20 protein-coding genes and 1 tRNA gene are annotated in these 17395 nt (G+C 42.8%); 12 read left to right on the forward strand and 9 right to left on the reverse strand.

The genetic code is table 11. The features are described from left to right. Positions 1–54 precede the first annotated feature (54 nt). The 6 genes from CRG89_RS09080 (at position 55) to CRG89_RS00550 (ending at position 4171) form a co-directional block, all read left to right on the forward strand. The gene (locus tag CRG89_RS09080) at positions 55–1215 is read left to right on the forward strand and encodes a J domain-containing protein (RefSeq protein ID WP_103286450.1); all 1161 of its coding nucleotides are present in this window, start codon (positions 55–57) and stop codon (positions 1213–1215) included. A gap of 204 nt (positions 1216–1419) precedes the next feature. Then, a complete protein-coding gene (gene hsp20, locus CRG89_RS00530; protein WP_103286451.1) occupies positions 1420–2007 on the forward strand; it encodes an archaeal heat shock protein Hsp20 in 588 nt (195 codons plus the stop codon). A gap of 41 nt (positions 2008–2048) precedes the next feature. After that, positions 2049–2780 (forward strand): proteasome assembly chaperone family protein, encoded by a 732-nt coding sequence (locus tag CRG89_RS00535; protein ID WP_103286452.1) that lies wholly within the window; start codon positions 2049–2051, stop codon positions 2778–2780. Positions 2781–2785: 5 nt separating this feature from the next. Beyond that, entirely contained in the window at positions 2786–3244 is a 459-nt protein-coding gene (locus CRG89_RS00540) for an Hsp20/alpha crystallin family protein (RefSeq protein ID WP_158648638.1), read from the forward strand. Positions 3245–3329: 85 nt separating this feature from the next. Continuing rightward, the gene (locus CRG89_RS00545; RefSeq protein WP_103286454.1) at positions 3330–3890 is read left to right on the forward strand and encodes a 5' nucleotidase, NT5C type; all 561 of its coding nucleotides are present in this window, start codon (positions 3330–3332) and stop codon (positions 3888–3890) included. Between the two features lie 196 nt (positions 3891–4086). Beyond that, positions 4087–4171, forward strand: a tRNA-Leu gene (locus tag CRG89_RS00550). A gap of 7 nt (positions 4172–4178) precedes the next feature. Here the strand turns inward: CRG89_RS00550 and CRG89_RS00555 are convergent. From CRG89_RS00555 to CRG89_RS00565, 3 genes are read right to left on the reverse strand one after another with little or no spacing between them, the layout of a single operon-like run. Continuing rightward, complete coding sequence (locus tag CRG89_RS00555; RefSeq protein ID WP_103286455.1) at positions 4179–5348, reverse strand: NAD(P)/FAD-dependent oxidoreductase; 1170 nt, start codon at positions 5346–5348, stop codon at positions 4179–4181. A gap of 32 nt (positions 5349–5380) precedes the next feature. Continuing rightward, entirely contained in the window at positions 5381–5962 is a 582-nt protein-coding gene (locus CRG89_RS00560) for a hemerythrin domain-containing protein (RefSeq protein WP_103286456.1), read from the reverse strand. A 33-nt stretch (positions 5963–5995) separates the two neighbouring features. Beyond that, the gene (locus CRG89_RS00565; protein WP_103286457.1) at positions 5996–6190 is read right to left on the reverse strand and encodes a hypothetical protein; all 195 of its coding nucleotides are present in this window, start codon (positions 6188–6190) and stop codon (positions 5996–5998) included. A gap of 147 nt (positions 6191–6337) precedes the next feature. Here CRG89_RS00565 and CRG89_RS00570 point away from each other — a divergent pair, with 147 nt between their 5' ends. After that, positions 6338–6955, forward strand: a complete 618-nt coding sequence (locus tag CRG89_RS00570) for a PD-(D/E)XK nuclease family protein (RefSeq protein ID WP_103286458.1) — start codon at positions 6338–6340, stop codon at positions 6953–6955. Positions 6956–7056: 101 nt separating this feature from the next. Here the strand turns inward: CRG89_RS00570 and CRG89_RS08515 are convergent, their stop codons facing one another. Both CRG89_RS08515 and cutA read right to left on the reverse strand, forming a co-directional pair. Continuing rightward, positions 7057–7206 (reverse strand): hypothetical protein, encoded by a 150-nt coding sequence (locus tag CRG89_RS08515; protein ID WP_158648639.1) that lies wholly within the window; start codon positions 7204–7206, stop codon positions 7057–7059. 106 nt (positions 7207–7312) lie between these two features. Continuing rightward, positions 7313–7627 carry a divalent-cation tolerance protein CutA gene (gene cutA, locus CRG89_RS00575; protein ID WP_197706635.1) on the reverse strand — a complete coding sequence of 105 codons (315 nt, stop codon included), beginning with the start codon at positions 7625–7627 and terminating at the stop codon, positions 7313–7315. A gap of 37 nt (positions 7628–7664) precedes the next feature. Here cutA and CRG89_RS00580 point away from each other — a divergent pair, with 37 nt between their 5' ends. From CRG89_RS00580 to CRG89_RS00590, 3 genes are all read left to right on the forward strand, one after another. Next, positions 7665–8870, forward strand: a complete 1206-nt coding sequence (locus CRG89_RS00580) for a site-2 protease family protein (protein WP_103286460.1) — start codon at positions 7665–7667, stop codon at positions 8868–8870. A 250-nt stretch (positions 8871–9120) separates the two neighbouring features. Continuing rightward, complete coding sequence (gene psmB / locus CRG89_RS00585; protein WP_103286461.1) at positions 9121–9780, forward strand: archaeal proteasome endopeptidase complex subunit beta; 660 nt, start codon at positions 9121–9123, stop codon at positions 9778–9780. Beyond that, on the forward strand, positions 9773–11803 hold the full coding sequence (locus tag CRG89_RS00590) for a beta-CASP ribonuclease aCPSF1 (protein WP_103286462.1): 2031 nt from the start codon (positions 9773–9775) through the stop codon (positions 11801–11803). The genes psmB and CRG89_RS00590 overlap by 8 nt, the downstream gene beginning before the upstream one ends. 77 nt (positions 11804–11880) lie before the next feature. On the opposite strand, the gene sepF is transcribed toward CRG89_RS00590, so the two are convergent. Beyond that, positions 11881–12171 carry a cell division protein SepF gene (gene sepF, locus CRG89_RS00595; RefSeq protein ID WP_103286463.1) on the reverse strand — a complete coding sequence of 97 codons (291 nt, stop codon included), beginning with the start codon at positions 12169–12171 and terminating at the stop codon, positions 11881–11883. 119 nt (positions 12172–12290) lie between these two features. Next, positions 12291–13370 (reverse strand): asparagine synthase-related protein, encoded by a 1080-nt coding sequence (locus tag CRG89_RS00600; protein WP_103287839.1) that lies wholly within the window; start codon positions 13368–13370, stop codon positions 12291–12293. A 73-nt stretch (positions 13371–13443) separates the two neighbouring features. Here CRG89_RS00600 and CRG89_RS00605 point away from each other — a divergent pair, with 73 nt between their 5' ends. Next, the gene (locus CRG89_RS00605; RefSeq protein ID WP_197706634.1) at positions 13444–14526 is read left to right on the forward strand and encodes a M24 family metallopeptidase; all 1083 of its coding nucleotides are present in this window, start codon (positions 13444–13446) and stop codon (positions 14524–14526) included. Between the two features lie 123 nt (positions 14527–14649). Continuing rightward, on the forward strand, positions 14650–15129 hold the full coding sequence (locus CRG89_RS00610) for an Lrp/AsnC family transcriptional regulator (protein ID WP_103286464.1): 480 nt from the start codon (positions 14650–14652) through the stop codon (positions 15127–15129). Between the two features lie 12 nt (positions 15130–15141). Here the strand turns inward: CRG89_RS00610 and coaBC are convergent, their stop codons facing one another. Together coaBC and panB are read right to left on the reverse strand one after the other, a co-directional pair. Next, positions 15142–16437 (reverse strand): bifunctional phosphopantothenoylcysteine decarboxylase/phosphopantothenate--cysteine ligase CoaBC, encoded by a 1296-nt coding sequence (coaBC, locus tag CRG89_RS00615; protein WP_158648640.1) that lies wholly within the window; start codon positions 16435–16437, stop codon positions 15142–15144. An 18-nt stretch (positions 16438–16455) separates the two neighbouring features. After that, a complete protein-coding gene (gene panB, locus CRG89_RS00620) occupies positions 16456–17376 on the reverse strand; it encodes a 3-methyl-2-oxobutanoate hydroxymethyltransferase (protein ID WP_103286466.1) in 921 nt (306 codons plus the stop codon). Positions 17377–17395 lie beyond the last annotated feature (19 nt).

Raw genomic sequence — 17395 nt, forward strand, 5'->3', positions numbered from 1 at the left:
TCACTACAATCATATTAAATAAATGGCTCTTATTTTCTTATTATGTGATGTTGTATGAGCAAGAACAGCAAGCCAGATTACTATGAGGTACTAGGCGTCTCAAAGAATGCAAGTAAGGAGGAGATAAAACAGGCATACAGGAGGTTAGCATTGAAGTACCATCCAGACAGGAACAAGAGCCCAGATGCAGAGGAGAAGTTCAAGTTGATATCTGAAGCATATGCTGTACTGAGCGATGATGAGAAGCGTAAACTATACGATATGTATGGTCATGCTGGTTTGGAGGGGAGGTATACAAGCGAGGAGATATTCAAAGGTGCAAAGTTCGATATAGATGAGATACTCAAGGATCTAGGCTTCGATCTTGACTTCGATAGGATATTTGAGAGGTTCTTTGGGTTCAGCATGGGCTCACCATTCTTCTGGCAGGAGAGTAAGGGTAGAGGAGGTAGAGAACCTCTAGTCATAGATGTGGAGATAGGGCTTGAGGATGTGCTCCATGGTAAGAGGATGGAGGTTGAGGTACCAACTATAGTGCAGTGTAGTACATGCAAGGGTACAGGAGCCATGCCAGATAGTAGGATAAGGACATGCACTGTATGCAAAGGCACAGGGCAGGTTAAGAGGGTGATAGAGCAGTCAAGGTTTGGTACATTTGTAAGCATAGAGCCATGCAGGGAGTGCAATGGCAAGGGTAGGATTGTGGAAAGGCCATGCATCACCTGCAATGGTACTGGAAGGGTTAGGAGGATAGAGAGGGTAGGGGTTAGTATACCAGCAGGGCTTGAGGATGGTACAATGCTAAGGCTTGATGATGGGCATGGCAGCAAAAGCAATAGATACGGCATGGATAATGATGCAGTAGATGGATATGATGTATACATAAGGGTTAGGGTTAAACCTCATCCACTCTTCAAGCGCTCTAATAGTGATATAGTGTATGAGGCTAAGGTTAGTTTCCCAAGGCTTGTGCTTGGAGGCGATGTTAAGGTTCCACTCCTTGATGGAGGCTACTATACACTCAAGATACCCCCTGGTACACAGCCAGATACAGTATTCACAATAAAGGGCAAAGGTCTGCCTAGGCATGATGGCTACTATTATGGCAGGGGGGATCAACTTGTAAAGGTAAGCGTTAAGGTACCAACACCTTCAACTCTGAGTGAAAGACAGAGGCGCCTTATAGAGGAGTTGGATAGGGAGTTTAGAGAGTGAGGGTATACATCATATACTAGCATGTTATACAATACAATACTCAGCATATGCTAGCCATATTACATCAGCTGTTATTTATAATGGCTTAGCGTAAAAATGCAGGTTGATAACCTAAATAACTCCATACTTATGCTGGTAATACATGCATAATAATATACGAGAAGAACGAAAAGATTTTTATCTTATCATATTGTAGGTAACTGCATGTCATGGGAGGAGTGGTTCAGTAGGAGGAGAAGGCCATTCGCATTCTGGCAGGAGATAGAGGAGATGATGCGTGAGATGGAGAGAGAGATGGAGAGGATGTTCGAGAGGAGCATGAAAGAACTTGAGGAGATGGTACCGAAGGACCTTGTTAGAGAGTACAAACTACCAGATGGAAGGGTAAGGAGAGAGTGGGGACCATTCGTCTATGGTTACTCTCTAACCATAGGACCTGATGGGAAGCCAGTGATTAGAGAATTTGGCAATGTTAGGCCTTCATTGACTGGTGGAAGGATAGCGCTGAAGGAGGAGAGGGAGCCTTTGGTTGATGTTATGAGCACTGATGGAGAGCTGAAGGTTATAGTTGAACTTCCAGGGATAAACAAAGAGGATATCAGGGTTACAGCAACTGAGAAGAGTGTTAACATAAGGGCTGAGAACCCTGAGAGGAAGTACAGCAAGAGCATAGATCTGCCAGAGGAGGTTGATCCTGCAAGTGCTAAATCAACCTACAAGAATGGCATACTTGAGATAACATTCAAGAAGAAGGGCTCAAAGCAAGAAGGATTCACCATAAAGGTTGAGTGAATTGCTTGCTTACATTGCTGGCAGTATAGGAGTGATGAATTATGAAGGTTGTAGAGTACGATAGCATAAAGATGGAATCACCCTATATTTTTATAGGCCTTCCAGATGTTGGGCTTGTTGGTAGCATAGCAGTCTCATATATGATAGACAGCATCAAGATGGCTGAGATAGGACATGTGGAGTCTGATCTCTTACCTCCATTACTGCTAGTTAGGCATGGAGAAGTGAAGAATCCTATAAGACTATACTCAAATGGGAGCAATATGATAGCATTGATATCAGAGATGCCAATACACCCTTCAATCCTGCAGGAGTTTGTCACTAGCATAGCAGAGTGGTTCAAGAGGGTAAACCCTAGGCTTGTGGTAAGTATAACAGGCATCCCAGTACAGAACAGGCTTAACATAGATAAGCCGAAGGTATTCTATATAGCAACAGATGAACATACATCATCACTGATGAGATCAACGCATGCACTTGTATTTGAGGAAGGGATATTATTTGGGGCATATGCAGCAATACTAAAGGCATGCATAAGCAGGAATATACCAACACTAACTCTCTTCACACAATCCCATCTTAACTTCCCAGACCCATTTGCATCGATAGAGGCGCTAGAGGTTCTAAACAAGGCACTCAACATTGGCATAGATCTTAATGAGTTGAGGGAGGAGGCTGAGATGATAAGGATAAAGACAAGGGAGTTGATGAAGCAGACTGAGAGCATGTTAGCAGAGCCAAGGTTAAAGGCTACTCCAACATTCTATGGGTGATGGATATGAGTGATGAAGAGAGAAGGAGGAGGGAAGGGGAAGGAGAGAGGCGTGATATATTCGATGTGATAGAGGAGATGGATAGGAGGATGAGGAGGATCATGGAGAGGGCACTCTCTAGCATGATCATGGATGTTGATGAGCAGTTGTACGATATAGAGAGAAGGGAGCTGAAACCATTGACACAGATAAGTGAGACTGATGAGGAGGTTATAGTTACGCTAGATATACCATGTGCAAGCAAAGAGAGTATAGAGTTGAAGGCAACTGAGGATACACTCTTCATAAGGGCAAGGATGGATAGATGCATAACGTTCAGTAACGTTGAGTTTGAGAACTATAGCAAGAGTGTAAGGCTCCCAGCAAGGGTTGAGCCTAAATATGCTAGAGCATCGTTCAGGAATGGCATTCTTCAGGTTAGGCTACCAAAGAAGTTTGAGGGTAGTGAGATAAGCATAGAGTAGAGTAGGGTAGAGCAGGTTATTGCTTAGTTGCTGGGAAGGTTTATTATTTATTTGTGATCTAACTGTCTTGGGATGAGGATGGATTATGAGGATAGCGGTGGATGTTGATGGTGTACTTGCAGATATAATAAGTGTATGGCTAACATATTACAATAGAAAGCATAATTCATCACTTAGCAAGGAGCAGGTGCAGAGATGGGACTTCTGGAAGAGTATAGGATATAGTGCAGAGAGGTTCTATACAGAACTAGCAGCATGTTGGAAGGAATGGCTCAAGGTTCCAGTGATAGAGAGTGATATTGCTAACTCTATAGCAATGCTTAGAAGTTTAGGCAAGGTTGATATAGTAAGTGCACAGATAGCCAAGGATTACGTTAAGAGATGGCTTGAGCATAACAATATAGTTTATGATGAATACGTTAGTGTTGCAAGGGGAGTAGATAAGGCAGATCTAGCATATGATGTATTCATAGATGACTCTCCAATAAATGCAGAGAGGATATCTGCAATGGGTAGGTTGGTGCTCCTCTACGATCAGCCATGGAATAGGCATCTCAGCAATGGTAGATACATAGTAAGGGTGAAGAATATGGATGGTGTAAAGAGAGTACTCATGGATAGATTGATGAGTATGAAAAGGTTATAATTAATTATTAATTGCAACTATAGAAGAGCGGATCGTCATATTGTATTGTATCATATATATGTCAGCAAAGTTATCATCACACATCCTACTACCTACTTATTTATGATATAAAGATGTATGATATTAATGCAATTCAATGCAACACAACTATAAACCAAAATATACAGTAGCATACCCTCATACTACAATCATGTATGCGGGGGTCGCCAAGCATGGTCAAAGGCGCTAGGCTCAGAACCTAGTCCCTTAGGGGTTCGTGGGTTCAAATCCCACCCCCCGCACCTGCTACTAACCCTCTTGTATTAACCATGTATCGTTTGTACTGATGAACCTCGTCGACCCTAACTCTTCTACTATATCAGTACCATCAAGTATATGCTCTACAAGCATGTATGCAAGTGCTGGTGCTCTAGCAAGACCATAGCCTCTAAGCCCATCAAGTATGTAGAGGTTCTTGAACTCTGGTACCCTTCCAACTATAGGCCTACCATCGGGTGTGATGCTTATTGGTCCAAAGTGCACCTTGCTCTCATACACATGGAAGTTGATCCTCTTCACTAGTAGTTCCCTTACATGCTTGATGTACGTAAGCAAATGATCATCAACATGAACCCCTTCTTTTACCCTAAACTCTTCACCTAATGCATCTTCAGCCTCATTTACATCCCAAACAGTATAGTCTGCACCAACAAGCATCCCTGCACGTGAGGGTATCCAGTACGTATGGTTTATCTCATCTGCAAATGGTAATACCATATCATGCTCCCCTATATCATACTTGAAGAAGATCAATGGTACCTTTAGTATGGTTGTTGGTGCATAGCCTAGCCATCTACCTATACCTTTGCTCCAAGCACCAGTGCATAGGACTAGAGTATCAGCAACTACATGCTCATTATCAAACCTTAAAGTAACATGCTCTCCATCTACCATCATGCTTTGGATATCTACCCTACCAGTTGCAAACTCAACACCCATATCCTTGAGCCTGTCTGCAAATACGCTAGCAAATACAAGAGGGTCCATGCATACATCATCCTTGGTGTATATACACTCCTCAGCATCTACACCATCAACATTAAACCTTAACCATGGCCATCTATCCATTGCTTCTCTAACATCCATGACCTCGTATGCAACCTCACACTCTGAGAATAGCCTAGCATACTTCATGATAGAACCTTGCCTATCTATGCTCAATAGTCCTGTAGTGCTTAATATCCCATCAAGGTTGTACCTCCTTCTCCACGTATTGATTATATCTATACCCTTCTTTGCCAATCTTACATCTAGAGTATCGTTCATCTGTACAGTTGCTATCCCTGCAGATCTACCTGTAGCACCGTACCCTGCATGCTTAGCCTCAATTATACACACCTTCATACCCTTGTTAAGCATCGCCTCTGCTACAGATAGCCCTGCTATACCTGCACCAACTACAACAACATCCACTCTCATAGTATAGGCAATGGTTGAGGTAGTTAAATTACTTACCTTCTTGCTCCATCCCCTTCCTTCCCTACTACTACACTCTCCTTCATTCTAGCAAGTGAACCTTCAAGCTTATCAAGCATTGATAGTATGCTATTTAGCCTAGCATCATCCATCCTCTCCTTCCTTATTGCATTGAATGCATCAATCACTTGCTCTTGTTCATGCACAACCGCATCGTATGATGAGAAGAACCTCTCCTCCCTATCAATATGCACATCAAGATACTCAGCATATGCCTTTAGCATCCTTGCTACAGGCTCGCTATTGCTATCATCCCTAAGCCAGAGATCAAGGTTTGAGTTGAGCATCCTTGCTATCCTTCTACCAAGTTCATGCTCTATTGCTAATGCCTTTGCCTCATCCTCAAGCGTGGTACCATTTACAGCAGGGAAGTATGAGCACTCCTCCTTGCAGTGATGGTAAGCATCTATGAACACCTCGATGAGGATGAGAACTCTCTTAACATCATCAACTGGTACACTATTGCTAGAGTATATGATCTCTGCATACCCTTTTGCTATGTTACGTATCCTCCTTACTATAAGATGATCCTCCTTGAGGTTTGATGTTGCACTCATCCTTCTTTCTCACCTCACCTATCACCATCATCATCATCTACCTGAACCTCTACCAGTTGCATGACCCCTAATATAGTATGCAAGAAAGATGAGTCCAAGCACTATATTTATAACTGTTAGATAGAGGATGAACAATGAACCTGTAACACTACTCACCCATGCACCCCAGCCTCCAGCGATGAAGAACATTATCGCTATATGCATTGCCCTCTCCCTCTTCATAATCATGCTAATGGTATAAGCAGGTACTATAAAAAGAAGTGCTTATATGATTGAATTGAGTAGCAATATGGATTATACAAACTAACTATACATTGTTTATGTTAAGAGCAGTCGTATCGCTACTGTTATCTATAACCTTCTCTTATTATACTCATGCTTGGAGAGAGGAGCGTAAAGGATGCTGTTAACAAGGCTATAGATTCTATGCTAATGATAGAGAGAGAAGATAACAGGATACATGTGGATGAGGTTGCAAGATGCCTTAGGCGCTCATACTACGATAGGAGGGAGCGCTCAATACCAGCAAAGGAGAGGCTTATCCTCATGAAGAGGTCTATGCGAATCAACAGTAGCCAGAGTAAGGAGCACCATCTTGAGGATCTAGTGCTTATAGCAAGTGCAGATACAATAGTGGATGATGCCGTGATAAGGTTTGAGGTTGTTGATAGACTGCCAAGTACCCCAGAACCTGCATCACTCATAGCACTCAACGCATCGCTCTGGATATTCAACAAGGAGGAGGGTGCACTTGTATACCTTACAAGGGATGGCGATAGCATACAATTCTCTCTAACAAGGGATAAGAGGCTATTTGATGAGACAATAAGGAGGGCTAAGGTTCTAAGCATGCTACTCAAGGAGAATAGGGTGCCAGTATTCGAGCCATCTGAACAGTGCATGAACTGTCCATACTATGAGAAGTGCTATATACAGCATAAGAGGTATGAGAACCCAACACTTGAGAGAATATTTGGGTTGAAGAGAGAGTGAGTTAGCAGATAATATGCTATATCTTTGCTAGCCATAATTATAAGAAAAGATTACTTGCTATCTTCATCCATTCTACCCTACTCTAATACTAGTATCCACCACTAGCCTAACTCAGTCCTCTCCTCCCTAACCTCTTCCTCTTGCTCAACCATTTTAGAATGTCTGTATGCCCTTATGGAGAACCATACTGCAACTGCTGCAGCAAATACAGCAGTCATTGCATACATGGTTCCTATGAATGGCTCTGCCATACCTTAACTATCCTCTTCCATACTAATAAAGTATTATTAAAAGAGGTCTGGTTAAGATTGAAAATATAAAGAGATATTCTGCTAATGAAAATATTGCAACAGTATATCATGAGGATATACTCTCAACCATCCATGCCATGTACCTCTCGCTTACAGAGTCCATTGCAATGCTGACCATCTCTGGCACCTTATAGGGATGGGTTGAGGATATGAACTCTTTAAGCCTTGGCAAAGAATCCTCAGTAGTCTTGAACAAGGCTAGATACTCCTCAGCATCCTCAACCTTGCCTTCCCACCTATAGATGGATCTTATCTTTGCTATATTAACGCAAGCAGCAAGCCTTGAATCTACAGCACCTCTAGCAGCCTTAAGTGCGTTAGCCTCATCTGGGTAAGTTGATATCAGTATTACTCCTTTCATAGCAACCATTAAATCATACAGGCTAAAGATATGTGTTATGGTATTTGGAGATAATACAAGTATAGTTGCATTACTCCTAGCATGGGTAATAATAATAGCATCTGCAAAGGCTCTTAGGCTTGAGAAGAGGGGTTTTGAGATCAAACCATTCATGCTAACATACAAGAACCATGCTGTATCCTCTACGCTAGATAGGCTCTTAGCAATAAACAGGAGTGCAGTTAGGGCATTTGCAGATGTTAGCATAGTTGCTGGAGCGATAATGATGGTATTTGCTGTATGGTTCCTACTCAACAACCTAATCCACTTCTTTGCAGATAGTGGCAAGTTCTCAGAGGTAACACTACTCATCCCTGGTGTAACTATAAGGAGTGTACCCAATCTAGTGTACTTCCTTCTTGCAGCACCAATAGTGCTTGTTGTGCATGAGGTTGCACATGGGATAGTTGCTAGGCTTGAGAGGATAAAGGTCAAGTCTGGGGGCTTTGCAATAATAATCGCTCTTATAGCAGGGTTTGTAGAGCCAGATGAGGATGAGTTTAATAGGGCAAGGAGGGTATCCAAGGTAAGGGTTATAGCAGCAGGGTCAACATCCAACATACTACTCTCATTCCTTGTTGCTTCCTTGCTCATGTTCAATCCAGCATTTGGGAATATACTTGAGTTATTATCCCCACAAGTTAGGAGCATATTCTACAACGATCCCCTAGGTGTGCCAGTCGTGCAGGTTATTGAGGGTAGTGGAGCAGCTCAAGCAGGTATGCGTGCAGGGGATATAATAACTGCAATAAACGATACACAGGTGAAGACACCAGCAGATCTAGCAAGGGTTAAGCTTGTACCAGGAGAGCAGGTAAGTGTTAGCATACTAAGGGATGGAGAGCCCATGAGGCTAACAGTTACTGTTATGGGTGCTGAGGATGATCCCAATAGAGGTATGATAGGCATAATAAGGGATGTATTCCCTTACATGCCACCTAAGGTACCATTCTGGATACCATGGCCACATGAAGTCTTTATGTTCCTCCTCTGGCTCTGGATGCTCTCGTTCTTCATAGGCATATTCAACATGCTCCCCATGATACCCTTGGATGGTGAGAAGTATGTAAGTTCTATGCTTGAGAAGAGAGTCTCAGCGAGATCTCTAAAGGCAACAAGGATAGGGATAAACGCCCTAGGCTTTGGCCTGCTAGGTGCAAATATAATAGCTACTGTGATAAAGTCTGGGTTCATAACTATATAAGTTGATTAATGTGTATCTTGTGTATTACAACACATACGAACTATTGATGTATTGCATTGCTCCATGAATCAAACGTTTATAGTTGTTATACAATAGAACGTAGTGATAGGATAACTACATGGTAAGTATGATATGAGATACTAAAGGTAGGAGTCAATAGTTATATAAATATATGTAACAGGCAATCTATTGATCATACATCACATTCACATCAAAGCAAAGCTTATTTAGGGCTCCTGCATAATCTAGCATGCTTGGAGGGTTGTTCTTGCATAACAATAGATATGTTGAGTCAAACAGGTTGCATGGGACAACAACAGTAGGATTGCAGTGCAAGGATGGTGTAGTCCTTGCAACAGATACAAGGGCTACCGCTGGGTATCTCTTCATTGCTCACAGGCATGTTAGGAAGATAGCGAAGATAGATGAGCATGTAGCATTGACTATAGCAGGGAGTGTTGCAGATGCACAGAGCATGATAGATATACTTAGGTATCATGCAAGCATCTACAAGTTGGAGAATAGAGTACCTATACCAACTAAATCAGTTGCTAGGTTAGCAGCAAATGTATTCTTTGCACAGAGGTTCTATCCCTTGATAGCAGAGATACTTGTTGGAGGATATGATAGTGAAGGTCCATCAGTATATATGGTTGATCTCTTCGGCTCGGTCAACAAGGAGGTGTTTGTATCTACAGGCTCAGGCTCGCCAGTTGCATACGGCATACTTGAGAGTGAGTTCAAGCCAGATATGAGCGTTGATGAGGCAGCAAAGGTTGCAACAAGGGCAATAGCAGCAGCGATAATGCGCAATGCTGGCACTGGCGATGGTATAGATGTTGTTGCAATAGATAAGAATGGCTATAGAGAGTTGAGTAGAAGGTTCGTGGGTTTAAGGCTAAATGAGTAAGGTCAAGGCTAACAGCGTTCAAAGCATAATAGGGATTATACTACAGAATATCCCTAGCGATGCTGCTGTAACAAAGATAGAGTATGAAGGCCCAATGATAGCAATATACACCAAGAACCCTAGGTACCTGCTTGAGAATAATGCAATAATCTCTGGTATAGTGAAGAGCATAAAGAAGAGGATAGTTGTTAGGACTGATGAGTCTATAAGGAAGAGTGAGGAGGATGCAAGGAAGATAATAATACGTACTATACCAAAGGATGTTGGTATAGTTGGAACGTTCTTCGATACAGCTTTGGGAGAGGTTACTGTAGAGGTTAAGAAGCCTTGGATACTAACGCAGGTTGAGGAGGGGGAGGAGGAAGAGGTTGTAGTGGTCGAGGATAGGGAGGGCGTATCTTCTGCTGATGTTGGTGCTGGTAGCAGTAGTAGCCAGAATATACAGAAGCAGAAGCAGATTCAAGCTCTACTAATCGATCTGATAGACTCTACTGGTTGGAAGGTAAGGATAAGGAAGGCATCACACATCCCATCTGAGAGCATGAAGCAGGTCAACTATACAAAGAAGTTATTTGCAAATGAGCGCTACAGACTCTTGAGGAGCGTTGGGGAGAGCATATTCAGGCCAAGGCTCTTCGAGGGTACAGAGGCAACATTGATGACCCTAGGAGGGTTCTCAGAGGTAGGTAGATCATGTATGCTACTAATGACAAGGGAGAGTAAGATACTACTTGACTGCGGCATAAACCCTGGGGCAAGCGATCCTATGAATGCATTCCCAAGGCTTGATATAGTTGGGTTTGACCTTGAGGAGATAGATGCAGTGGTTATAAGCCATGCACATCTAGATCATACTGGCTTCCTTCCACTGCTATTCAAGCATGGGTATAGGGGTCCTGTATATTGTACAGATCCTACACTACCATTGATGACACTGATCCAGATGGATATGATCAAGGTTGCTGCAGGGGAGGGTGAACTACCTCTCTACACAGAGAGGGATATTAGGGAGGTTATAAAGCATACAATAACCCTTCCATACAAGACAGTTACTGATATTGCTCCAGATATAAAGCTGGTATTCTCAAATGCTGGGCATATACTTGGCTCTGCTACAGTTCATCTTCATATAGGGAATGGGGATCACAACATAGTCTACACTGGGGATCTGAAGTATGGGAAGAGCCAACTCTTTGATAGCGCATCATGGAACTATCCAAGGGTTGAGACACTCATAATAGAGAGTACGTATGGTGCAAAGGAGGATATAATGCCATCTAGGGAGGAGGTTGAAAGCAACTTTGTAAACTCAATAAACAAGGTTCTTATGGAGGGAGGTAAGGTGCTCATTCCTGTACCTGCAGTTGGGAGAGCACAGGAGATACTCATGGTTATAGACCATCATATGAAGGCAGGGAACATGGTTGAGGCCCCAGTATTCATAGAGGGTATGATATCAGAGGCAAGTGCAATACACGTTGCACATCCTGAGTATCTAACAAGGGAGTTGAGGCAGAGGATACTTGAGGTTGATGACAATCCATTCACATCTGAGTACTTTACAACGGTAGAGCACTCAAGCCAAAGGGAAGAAGCGTTGAGGGAAGGACCAGCAATAATAATGGCAACATCTGGAATGCTTGAAGGGGGACCTGTAATAGAGTACTTTAAGAGCATAGCAAGGGAGCCTAAGAACAAGATACTCTTTGTATCGTACCAGGTCAATGGCACCCTTGGGAGGAGAGTTCTAGATGGCTCAAGGCAGGTATCCCTTATGAGCAGGGATGGCAAGATAGAGGTTGTTGATATAATGGCACAGGTTGAGAAGATAGAGGGCTTCAGTGGGCATAGCGACTACAATCAGTTGATGGCTTATGTTAACAAACTAAGACCAAAGTTGAGGAGGGTTATAGTAAACCATGGAGAGAGGAAGAAGGTTGAGAACCTTGCAGGTTCCATCTCTAGGATATTCAAGATACCTACAGCAGCACCAATGGTAAGGGAAGCGATAAGACTGTATTGATTGTCTACATTGCTAGATCAATCTATTGATTAATCATCCCTTATCTATACCTTCTATCTATTTATCACCTACATCTATTACCTCTCCTTCAGGCTCTCATACATGTTCTTCCATATCCTTACTCCAGGAGGGGTTATCACTAGCCTCTCCTCACCAAGCCTTGCTATATCACCATGTATTGATCTAACAAACTTGTAGAGTTCTTCCACAACCATCTTAAGATCCTCAAGACTCTTCTGTGCCAATGGAGTTACCCTTATTATGAGTATGTTGTTATGCCTTATATCATCAAGTATAGCATCAAGATCATTAGCATCCCTAAGGGTAACTGTCTTGAGGTAAAGTGATACCTCACGCTCCTTCTGCATAGATAGAGAAGTTAGCAATTCTCATATATCCTTGTTTATTAATAATGATTTACCTGCAAGTAAATTGAAAGTATTTATAAACTTAATTATGATAATAGCCTATCAATTACTATAACATGTTATATTCTGTAACTTTCTAGCATAGCATCAGCAATGGGTTCACTTTTAATCTCTTTTGTGGTAATACCATCACTTACAACCACAATACATGGACCATCTGCATCTGAGTACCTACACACTATAGATGCTGCAAGTGCTAGAACCTCCTCTTCTCCCTCTCCCTCATCACCCTTACCATTGTTATACCTGAGCAGTGCCTTTGGTCCCTTTACATCCTTTGGCTCAAGCATTATATCGCCCTCCTGCATAAGTGCTTGTATCAACTCATTCTCATCCTTATTCCTACCAACTACAAGCTTTGCATCTTTGCAAAGTCTGAAGTGCCTCCCAACCTTGAGTAGTTCAACATCGTTGAGCGTAGGATTACTCACATGGTCAAGCAGATCTCTAACCCTTCTTGCAAACTGCTTATCAGTTAGTAAGCATCCTCCAGCAGCATTTGGTGCATCAAGCCCTAGTTGCCTTGCCAACTCCATCTGAACCTTCCTTGATCTACCCTTTATGCCTAGGAGCATATCCCTTCTTATAAGCCCCTTAACCTCAGCCTCTGTAGGCTTTAGATGCTTTGCTGATAATGGTCTAAGCACCTTACCTTCAAGGTTGCTCTCCCTCTCTATTATCCTCAACGCTCTCATATTCTGGCTCATTGGTCTCTGGTTCAACACTTCCCCAGTAACTATAAAGTCTGCACTGCACTCCTCCATGTACTCTTTAGCCAGTTTATACATCATTGCTCTACAGTCTATACATGGGTTCATGCCAGAGCCATAGCCATACTTTGGTCTCTTGAGCATCTCTATGTACTCCTCTCCAAGGTATACAGTCTTCAACTCAACCCCTAGAGCATCTGCAACCTCCTTCACCCTGAATCCACAGCCCTTGCCGCAATCGAAGTCACAGAACGGTGTCTTTATTGCTAGTGCCTTAACCTCAACGCCCATATCCTTCATCATCTTAACTGCTAGAGTGCTATCCAATCCTCCTGAGAGCAATGCTACACATCTTACCTTGCTAGTGGTCTTATCCTTCCCGTTATCACTCTTGCTGTTGTTGTTATTATTATTATAATACTCACTCATCTTATTATCCCTCCCTAGCATTAAGAACTAGTAGAATAAATATTAAAGTTATGTGATATGTAATAGGTTAGGGTTGAGTGAAGAGAGCAGGAGCAGAAAGGTTCTGGATGAGGCGTACAGGATGGGCTGTAGTACAGTAATAGCGTTTGAGCCAGAGGATGTATTCTATCTTACTGGCTTCTGGGGCGAGGGTATAGTAGTGCTTAACCAATCAGATACAAGGCTCATAGTGCCCCAACTTGAGGCAGATAGGGCAAGGAGCATTGCAAGGTGCGAGGTATTGGAGGCAGAGAGGGGCTCAAGCATGCTTGATAAGGCATTATCCTTTGTAGCAGAGGATGCAAGTATTTGCACAGACTGTAACGACCATTCGATATTTGAGAGGATGAGGGTTAAGTTGGTTGATAGTAGTAGGTTAAGGTACAGCAAGGATATCTTCTACAATGCAAGGAAGGTGAAGGATGAGTATGAGATCAGGATGATAGAGCATGCAGCAAGGATACTCGATGAACTATTCAAGGTATGTGAGTATGTGATAAGGACAGGGTTAAGTGAGAGGCAGATACAGGCAATGCTCATGTATGAAGCGATGCGTAGAGGTGCCTATCCTCCATCATACAGGTATACACTCTCACCCCTGATAGTAGCATCTGGTACAAACTCATCACTACCCCATGCTGAGCCAAGTGATAGGATACTCTCAATGGGTGATCTTGTAACAGTTGATCTAACCCTAAGGTACGGTGGTTACATAGCAGATGCAACAAGGACATTCGCTCTAGGCAGTATAGACAGGGAGAAGGAGGATATCTACCATATCGTTAGGGAGGCACAAGAGAGGGCTTTGGAGTCTGTGCATGATGATGTAGAATGTAGAGAGGTAGATGGTGCTGCTAGGGCATACATAGAGGGCAAGGGTTATGGGGAGAGGTTCATACACTCTACTGGCCATGGTATAGGGCTTGATGTGCATGAGCCACCATGGATAAGCCGTAACTCTCAGGAGAGGCTTGCTAGGGGTATGTGCATAACTATAGAGCCAGGTATATACATTGCTAACAGGTATGGTGTAAGGATAGAGGACTCTTTAGCAATAAGCAGAGATGGCAGGGTAGTTGTGATGAATAGATACACAAAGGATCTCATAAGATTATGAAAAGTGGTTATGTAGATAAAGGCCAATTATAAATAAGGGGGAAGATACGATCAATTATGCTAGCATTTATTACATTTCTCGTAATAAACAAGATATTTATAGGCTGGAACAGTAAATATATCTATGCTGAAGAGAAGGGGTAGGAAGCCCAGACTACTAGATGAGATAGATAAGAGCATACTATCTATACTCCATGAGGATTGCTTGATCCCATTTGTAAAGATAGCAAAGGCACTTAATGTGAATGAGGGTACGATAAGGCATAGGGTTAAGAGGCTTGTAAGGAGTGGGATAATCAAGAAGTTCACAATCAAGGTTGATCCAATCATGCTTGGATTGGGTACATTAGTGCTTGTTATAGTTGTTGTTAGCCCTGGGAATGTAAAGTACGTTGCACAAGAGTTGGCAAAGGTTCCAAACGTGCTTGAGGTGCTAGAGGTTCATACATACGGAGATCTACTCCTGAAGGTAAGGGGTAGCAGCATGCAGGAGATAGCAAGCATACTAGCAAACCAGATCAAGACTATAGAGGGTGTTATAAGTACCCAAGTCATCTCAGTGCTTAATGTATGGAAGGATGAGCATCCATTATTCTTAAGATGAGTGCTCTCTCCTTTATTTATTATCGTTCTTATTCTGCTGCTGTTGTTGATGTTGCTGTTGAGATGATGACAATGGTGATTGTGATGATAATGATGCCATCCTCTCTGCCATGTATGCTAGTATCCTCCTAGCCACATCATCCTTCCTGCCATGCAAATCCATGATAGAACCATCACTGCTCACAATTACTGCATCACAACCATCTTTGCTTATACTCCTACTTGCATAGTTTGCAACAACGATATCCCCTCTACACTCCTGCAACTTTGCCTTTGCCTTTGCTATCAACTCCTCCCTACTACAGTCATCAGCCTTGAATGCTATAAGGAATGTATCTGGGCTGAGCATCTTCACAACATCCACTATCTTCTCAGTAGGCTCAAGTCTTAGCATTAAACCATTGCTATCCCTACTCTCTATCTTGCTACTGCTAACCTGAGCAGGTCTAAAGTCTGCAACAGCAGCATTCATTATAACAGCATCGTAACGCTTGCTCTTCAACTCATTAGTTAATGCATTGAGCATATCCTTGCTTGTGCTAACCTTGATGATTCTAACATTGGAAGGTGGATCAATGCTCCCATGCCCATAGATGAGCGTTACATCAGCACCCATTAGCATAGCCTCTCTAGCAAATGCCGTACCAAACCTTCCAGATGATAGGTTTGTTATAACCCTTACATTGTCTATATGCTCAACGGTTGCACCAGCAGTTATCAGTATGCTCTTGCCCTTGAGGAGTGCTCTACGCTTGAGTACCTCTATTGCCTTTGCAAGTACATGCTCAGGCTCTGCAACCTTGGCCTTGCCCTCCTCTATAACTGGATCAACGAACTCAACTATGCCTTGCAATGCCCTTACATTTCTAGCAACCATTGGGTTATGGTACATCACCTCATGCATCGCTAATGCTATTATAATTGGTATTCTAGAGCCTAAGGCTACAGATGCTACTGTAGTAACGCTTGTATCATCTATGCCATTAGCAATCTTGCTCAATGTGTTTGCTGTACAAGGATATATTATTATGAGATCTGCCCTATCCTTATCTGCAAGCTGTATATGCTCCAACTCCCATGTTAGATCAACAACTGCTCTATTCCCAGTTGCCCATGAGAGCAGTTCACTGCCAACAAGCTTTGTTGCCTTCCTTGTAAGCACTGGGTAAACATCTGCACCATGCCTCATGAGAAGCCTAGCAAGATCAACTGCCTTGTATGCAGCAATGCTAGCAGTTACACATAACACTATCCTCTTACCCTTCAACTCATCGCCATGCGAACCAATTATCTCCTTGGATGGGTGCATATGCATAACCTCATCACACTATTTATTGATGCTCTCCTCCCCTCGCTCTCCTCCACCCTTCTGCTCCTGATTCTTCCTCTCAGACCTCATAGCATCCATAGCAATGCTAGTAGCCTTCAACCTCTCATACTCTTTAGCATCCATATGGAATGTATGCTCCTCTCCTGGGAACCTAGCATTCAATACATCATCCCTGTACCTTGTTAACGCTTCTGCAATGATACTGGAGAGATCAGCATACCTCTTCACGAACCTTGGGCTGTACTCGTAGAGACCAAGCATATCATGGAGTACAAGTACTTGACCATCACATGAAGAGCCTGAACCTATCCCAATTGTAGGTATGCTTAATCTACTGCTTATCATCTCTGCAACCTCATATGTAACCTGCTCCAGCACTATGGAGAATGCTCCAGCCTCCTCTATAGCAACAGCATCCTCTATTAGTCTAGAAGCATCATCAACCACCTTGCCTTGAACCTTATACCCATGCCATAGTGGTGCAGTCTGAGGCTTCAAGCCTATATGCCCCATGACAGGTATACCAGCATCAACAATTGCTTCTACAACATGCTTGAACTCCCTCCCTCCCTCAACCTTCACAGCATCAGCATTGCCTTCCTTTATGAACCTACATGCATTGTATAGTGCATCCTCCATGCTGATCTGATAGGACATGAACGGCATATCTGCAACTACCATAGCATGCTCCCTTGCTCTAGATACTGCCTTGCAGAATACAAGCATCTCCTCCATGCTGATAGGGGTTGTGCTCTTATACCCAAGCATGACCATTGCAGCACTATCCCCAACAAGTATGATATCAACACCAGCCCTGTCACATATCCTTGCTGTGGTATAGTCGTATGCTGTTACAGCAACTATCTTCTTCTTACCCTTCATACCCATTATGCTCTCAACGGTTATCTTGCTACCCATAATCCATAACACCTACTTG

This window comes from Candidatus Nitrosocaldus islandicus, assembly GCF_002906215.1.
GTDB lineage: Archaea > Thermoproteota > Nitrososphaeria > Nitrososphaerales > Nitrosocaldaceae > Nitrosocaldus > Nitrosocaldus cavascurensis.

Bases quoted from the DNA above. Each gene is read 5' to 3' on its own strand.
- CRG89_RS09080 (WP_103286450.1), top strand. From the start codon at position 55: ATGAGCAAGAACAGCAAGCCAGATTACTATGAGGTACTAGGCGTCTCA.
- hsp20 (WP_103286451.1), top strand. From the start codon at position 1,420: ATGTCATGGGAGGAGTGGTTCAGTAGGAGGAGAAGGCCATTCGCATTC.
- CRG89_RS00535 (WP_103286452.1), top strand. From the start codon at position 2,049: ATGAAGGTTGTAGAGTACGATAGCATAAAGATGGAATCACCCTATATT.
- CRG89_RS00540 (WP_158648638.1), top strand. From the start codon at position 2,786: ATGAGTGATGAAGAGAGAAGGAGGAGGGAAGGGGAAGGAGAGAGGCGT.
- CRG89_RS00545 (WP_103286454.1), top strand. From the start codon at position 3,330: ATGAGGATAGCGGTGGATGTTGATGGTGTACTTGCAGATATAATAAGT.
- CRG89_RS00555 (WP_103286455.1), bottom strand. From the start codon at position 5,348: ATGAGAGTGGATGTTGTTGTAGTTGGTGCAGGTATAGCAGGGCTATCT.
- CRG89_RS00560 (WP_103286456.1), bottom strand. From the start codon at position 5,962: ATGAGTGCAACATCAAACCTCAAGGAGGATCATCTTATAGTAAGGAGG.
- CRG89_RS00565 (WP_103286457.1), bottom strand. From the start codon at position 6,190: ATGATTATGAAGAGGGAGAGGGCAATGCATATAGCGATAATGTTCTTC.
- CRG89_RS00570 (WP_103286458.1), top strand. From the start codon at position 6,338: ATGCTTGGAGAGAGGAGCGTAAAGGATGCTGTTAACAAGGCTATAGAT.
- CRG89_RS08515 (WP_158648639.1), bottom strand. From the start codon at position 7,206: ATGGCAGAGCCATTCATAGGAACCATGTATGCAATGACTGCTGTATTT.
- cutA (WP_197706635.1), bottom strand. From the start codon at position 7,627: ATGAAAGGAGTAATACTGATATCAACTTACCCAGATGAGGCTAACGCA.
- CRG89_RS00580 (WP_103286460.1), top strand. From the start codon at position 7,665: ATGGTATTTGGAGATAATACAAGTATAGTTGCATTACTCCTAGCATGG.
- psmB (WP_103286461.1), top strand. From the start codon at position 9,121: ATGCTTGGAGGGTTGTTCTTGCATAACAATAGATATGTTGAGTCAAAC.
- CRG89_RS00590 (WP_103286462.1), top strand. From the start codon at position 9,773: ATGAGTAAGGTCAAGGCTAACAGCGTTCAAAGCATAATAGGGATTATA.
- sepF (WP_103286463.1), bottom strand. From the start codon at position 12,171: ATGCAGAAGGAGCGTGAGGTATCACTTTACCTCAAGACAGTTACCCTT.
- CRG89_RS00600 (WP_103287839.1), bottom strand. From the start codon at position 13,370: ATGAGTGAGTATTATAATAATAATAACAACAACAGCAAGAGTGATAAC.
- CRG89_RS00610 (WP_103286464.1), top strand. From the start codon at position 14,650: ATGCTGAAGAGAAGGGGTAGGAAGCCCAGACTACTAGATGAGATAGAT.
- coaBC (WP_158648640.1), bottom strand. From the start codon at position 16,437: ATGCACCCATCCAAGGAGATAATTGGTTCGCATGGCGATGAGTTGAAG.
- panB (WP_103286466.1), bottom strand. From the start codon at position 17,376: ATGGGTAGCAAGATAACCGTTGAGAGCATAATGGGTATGAAGGGTAAG.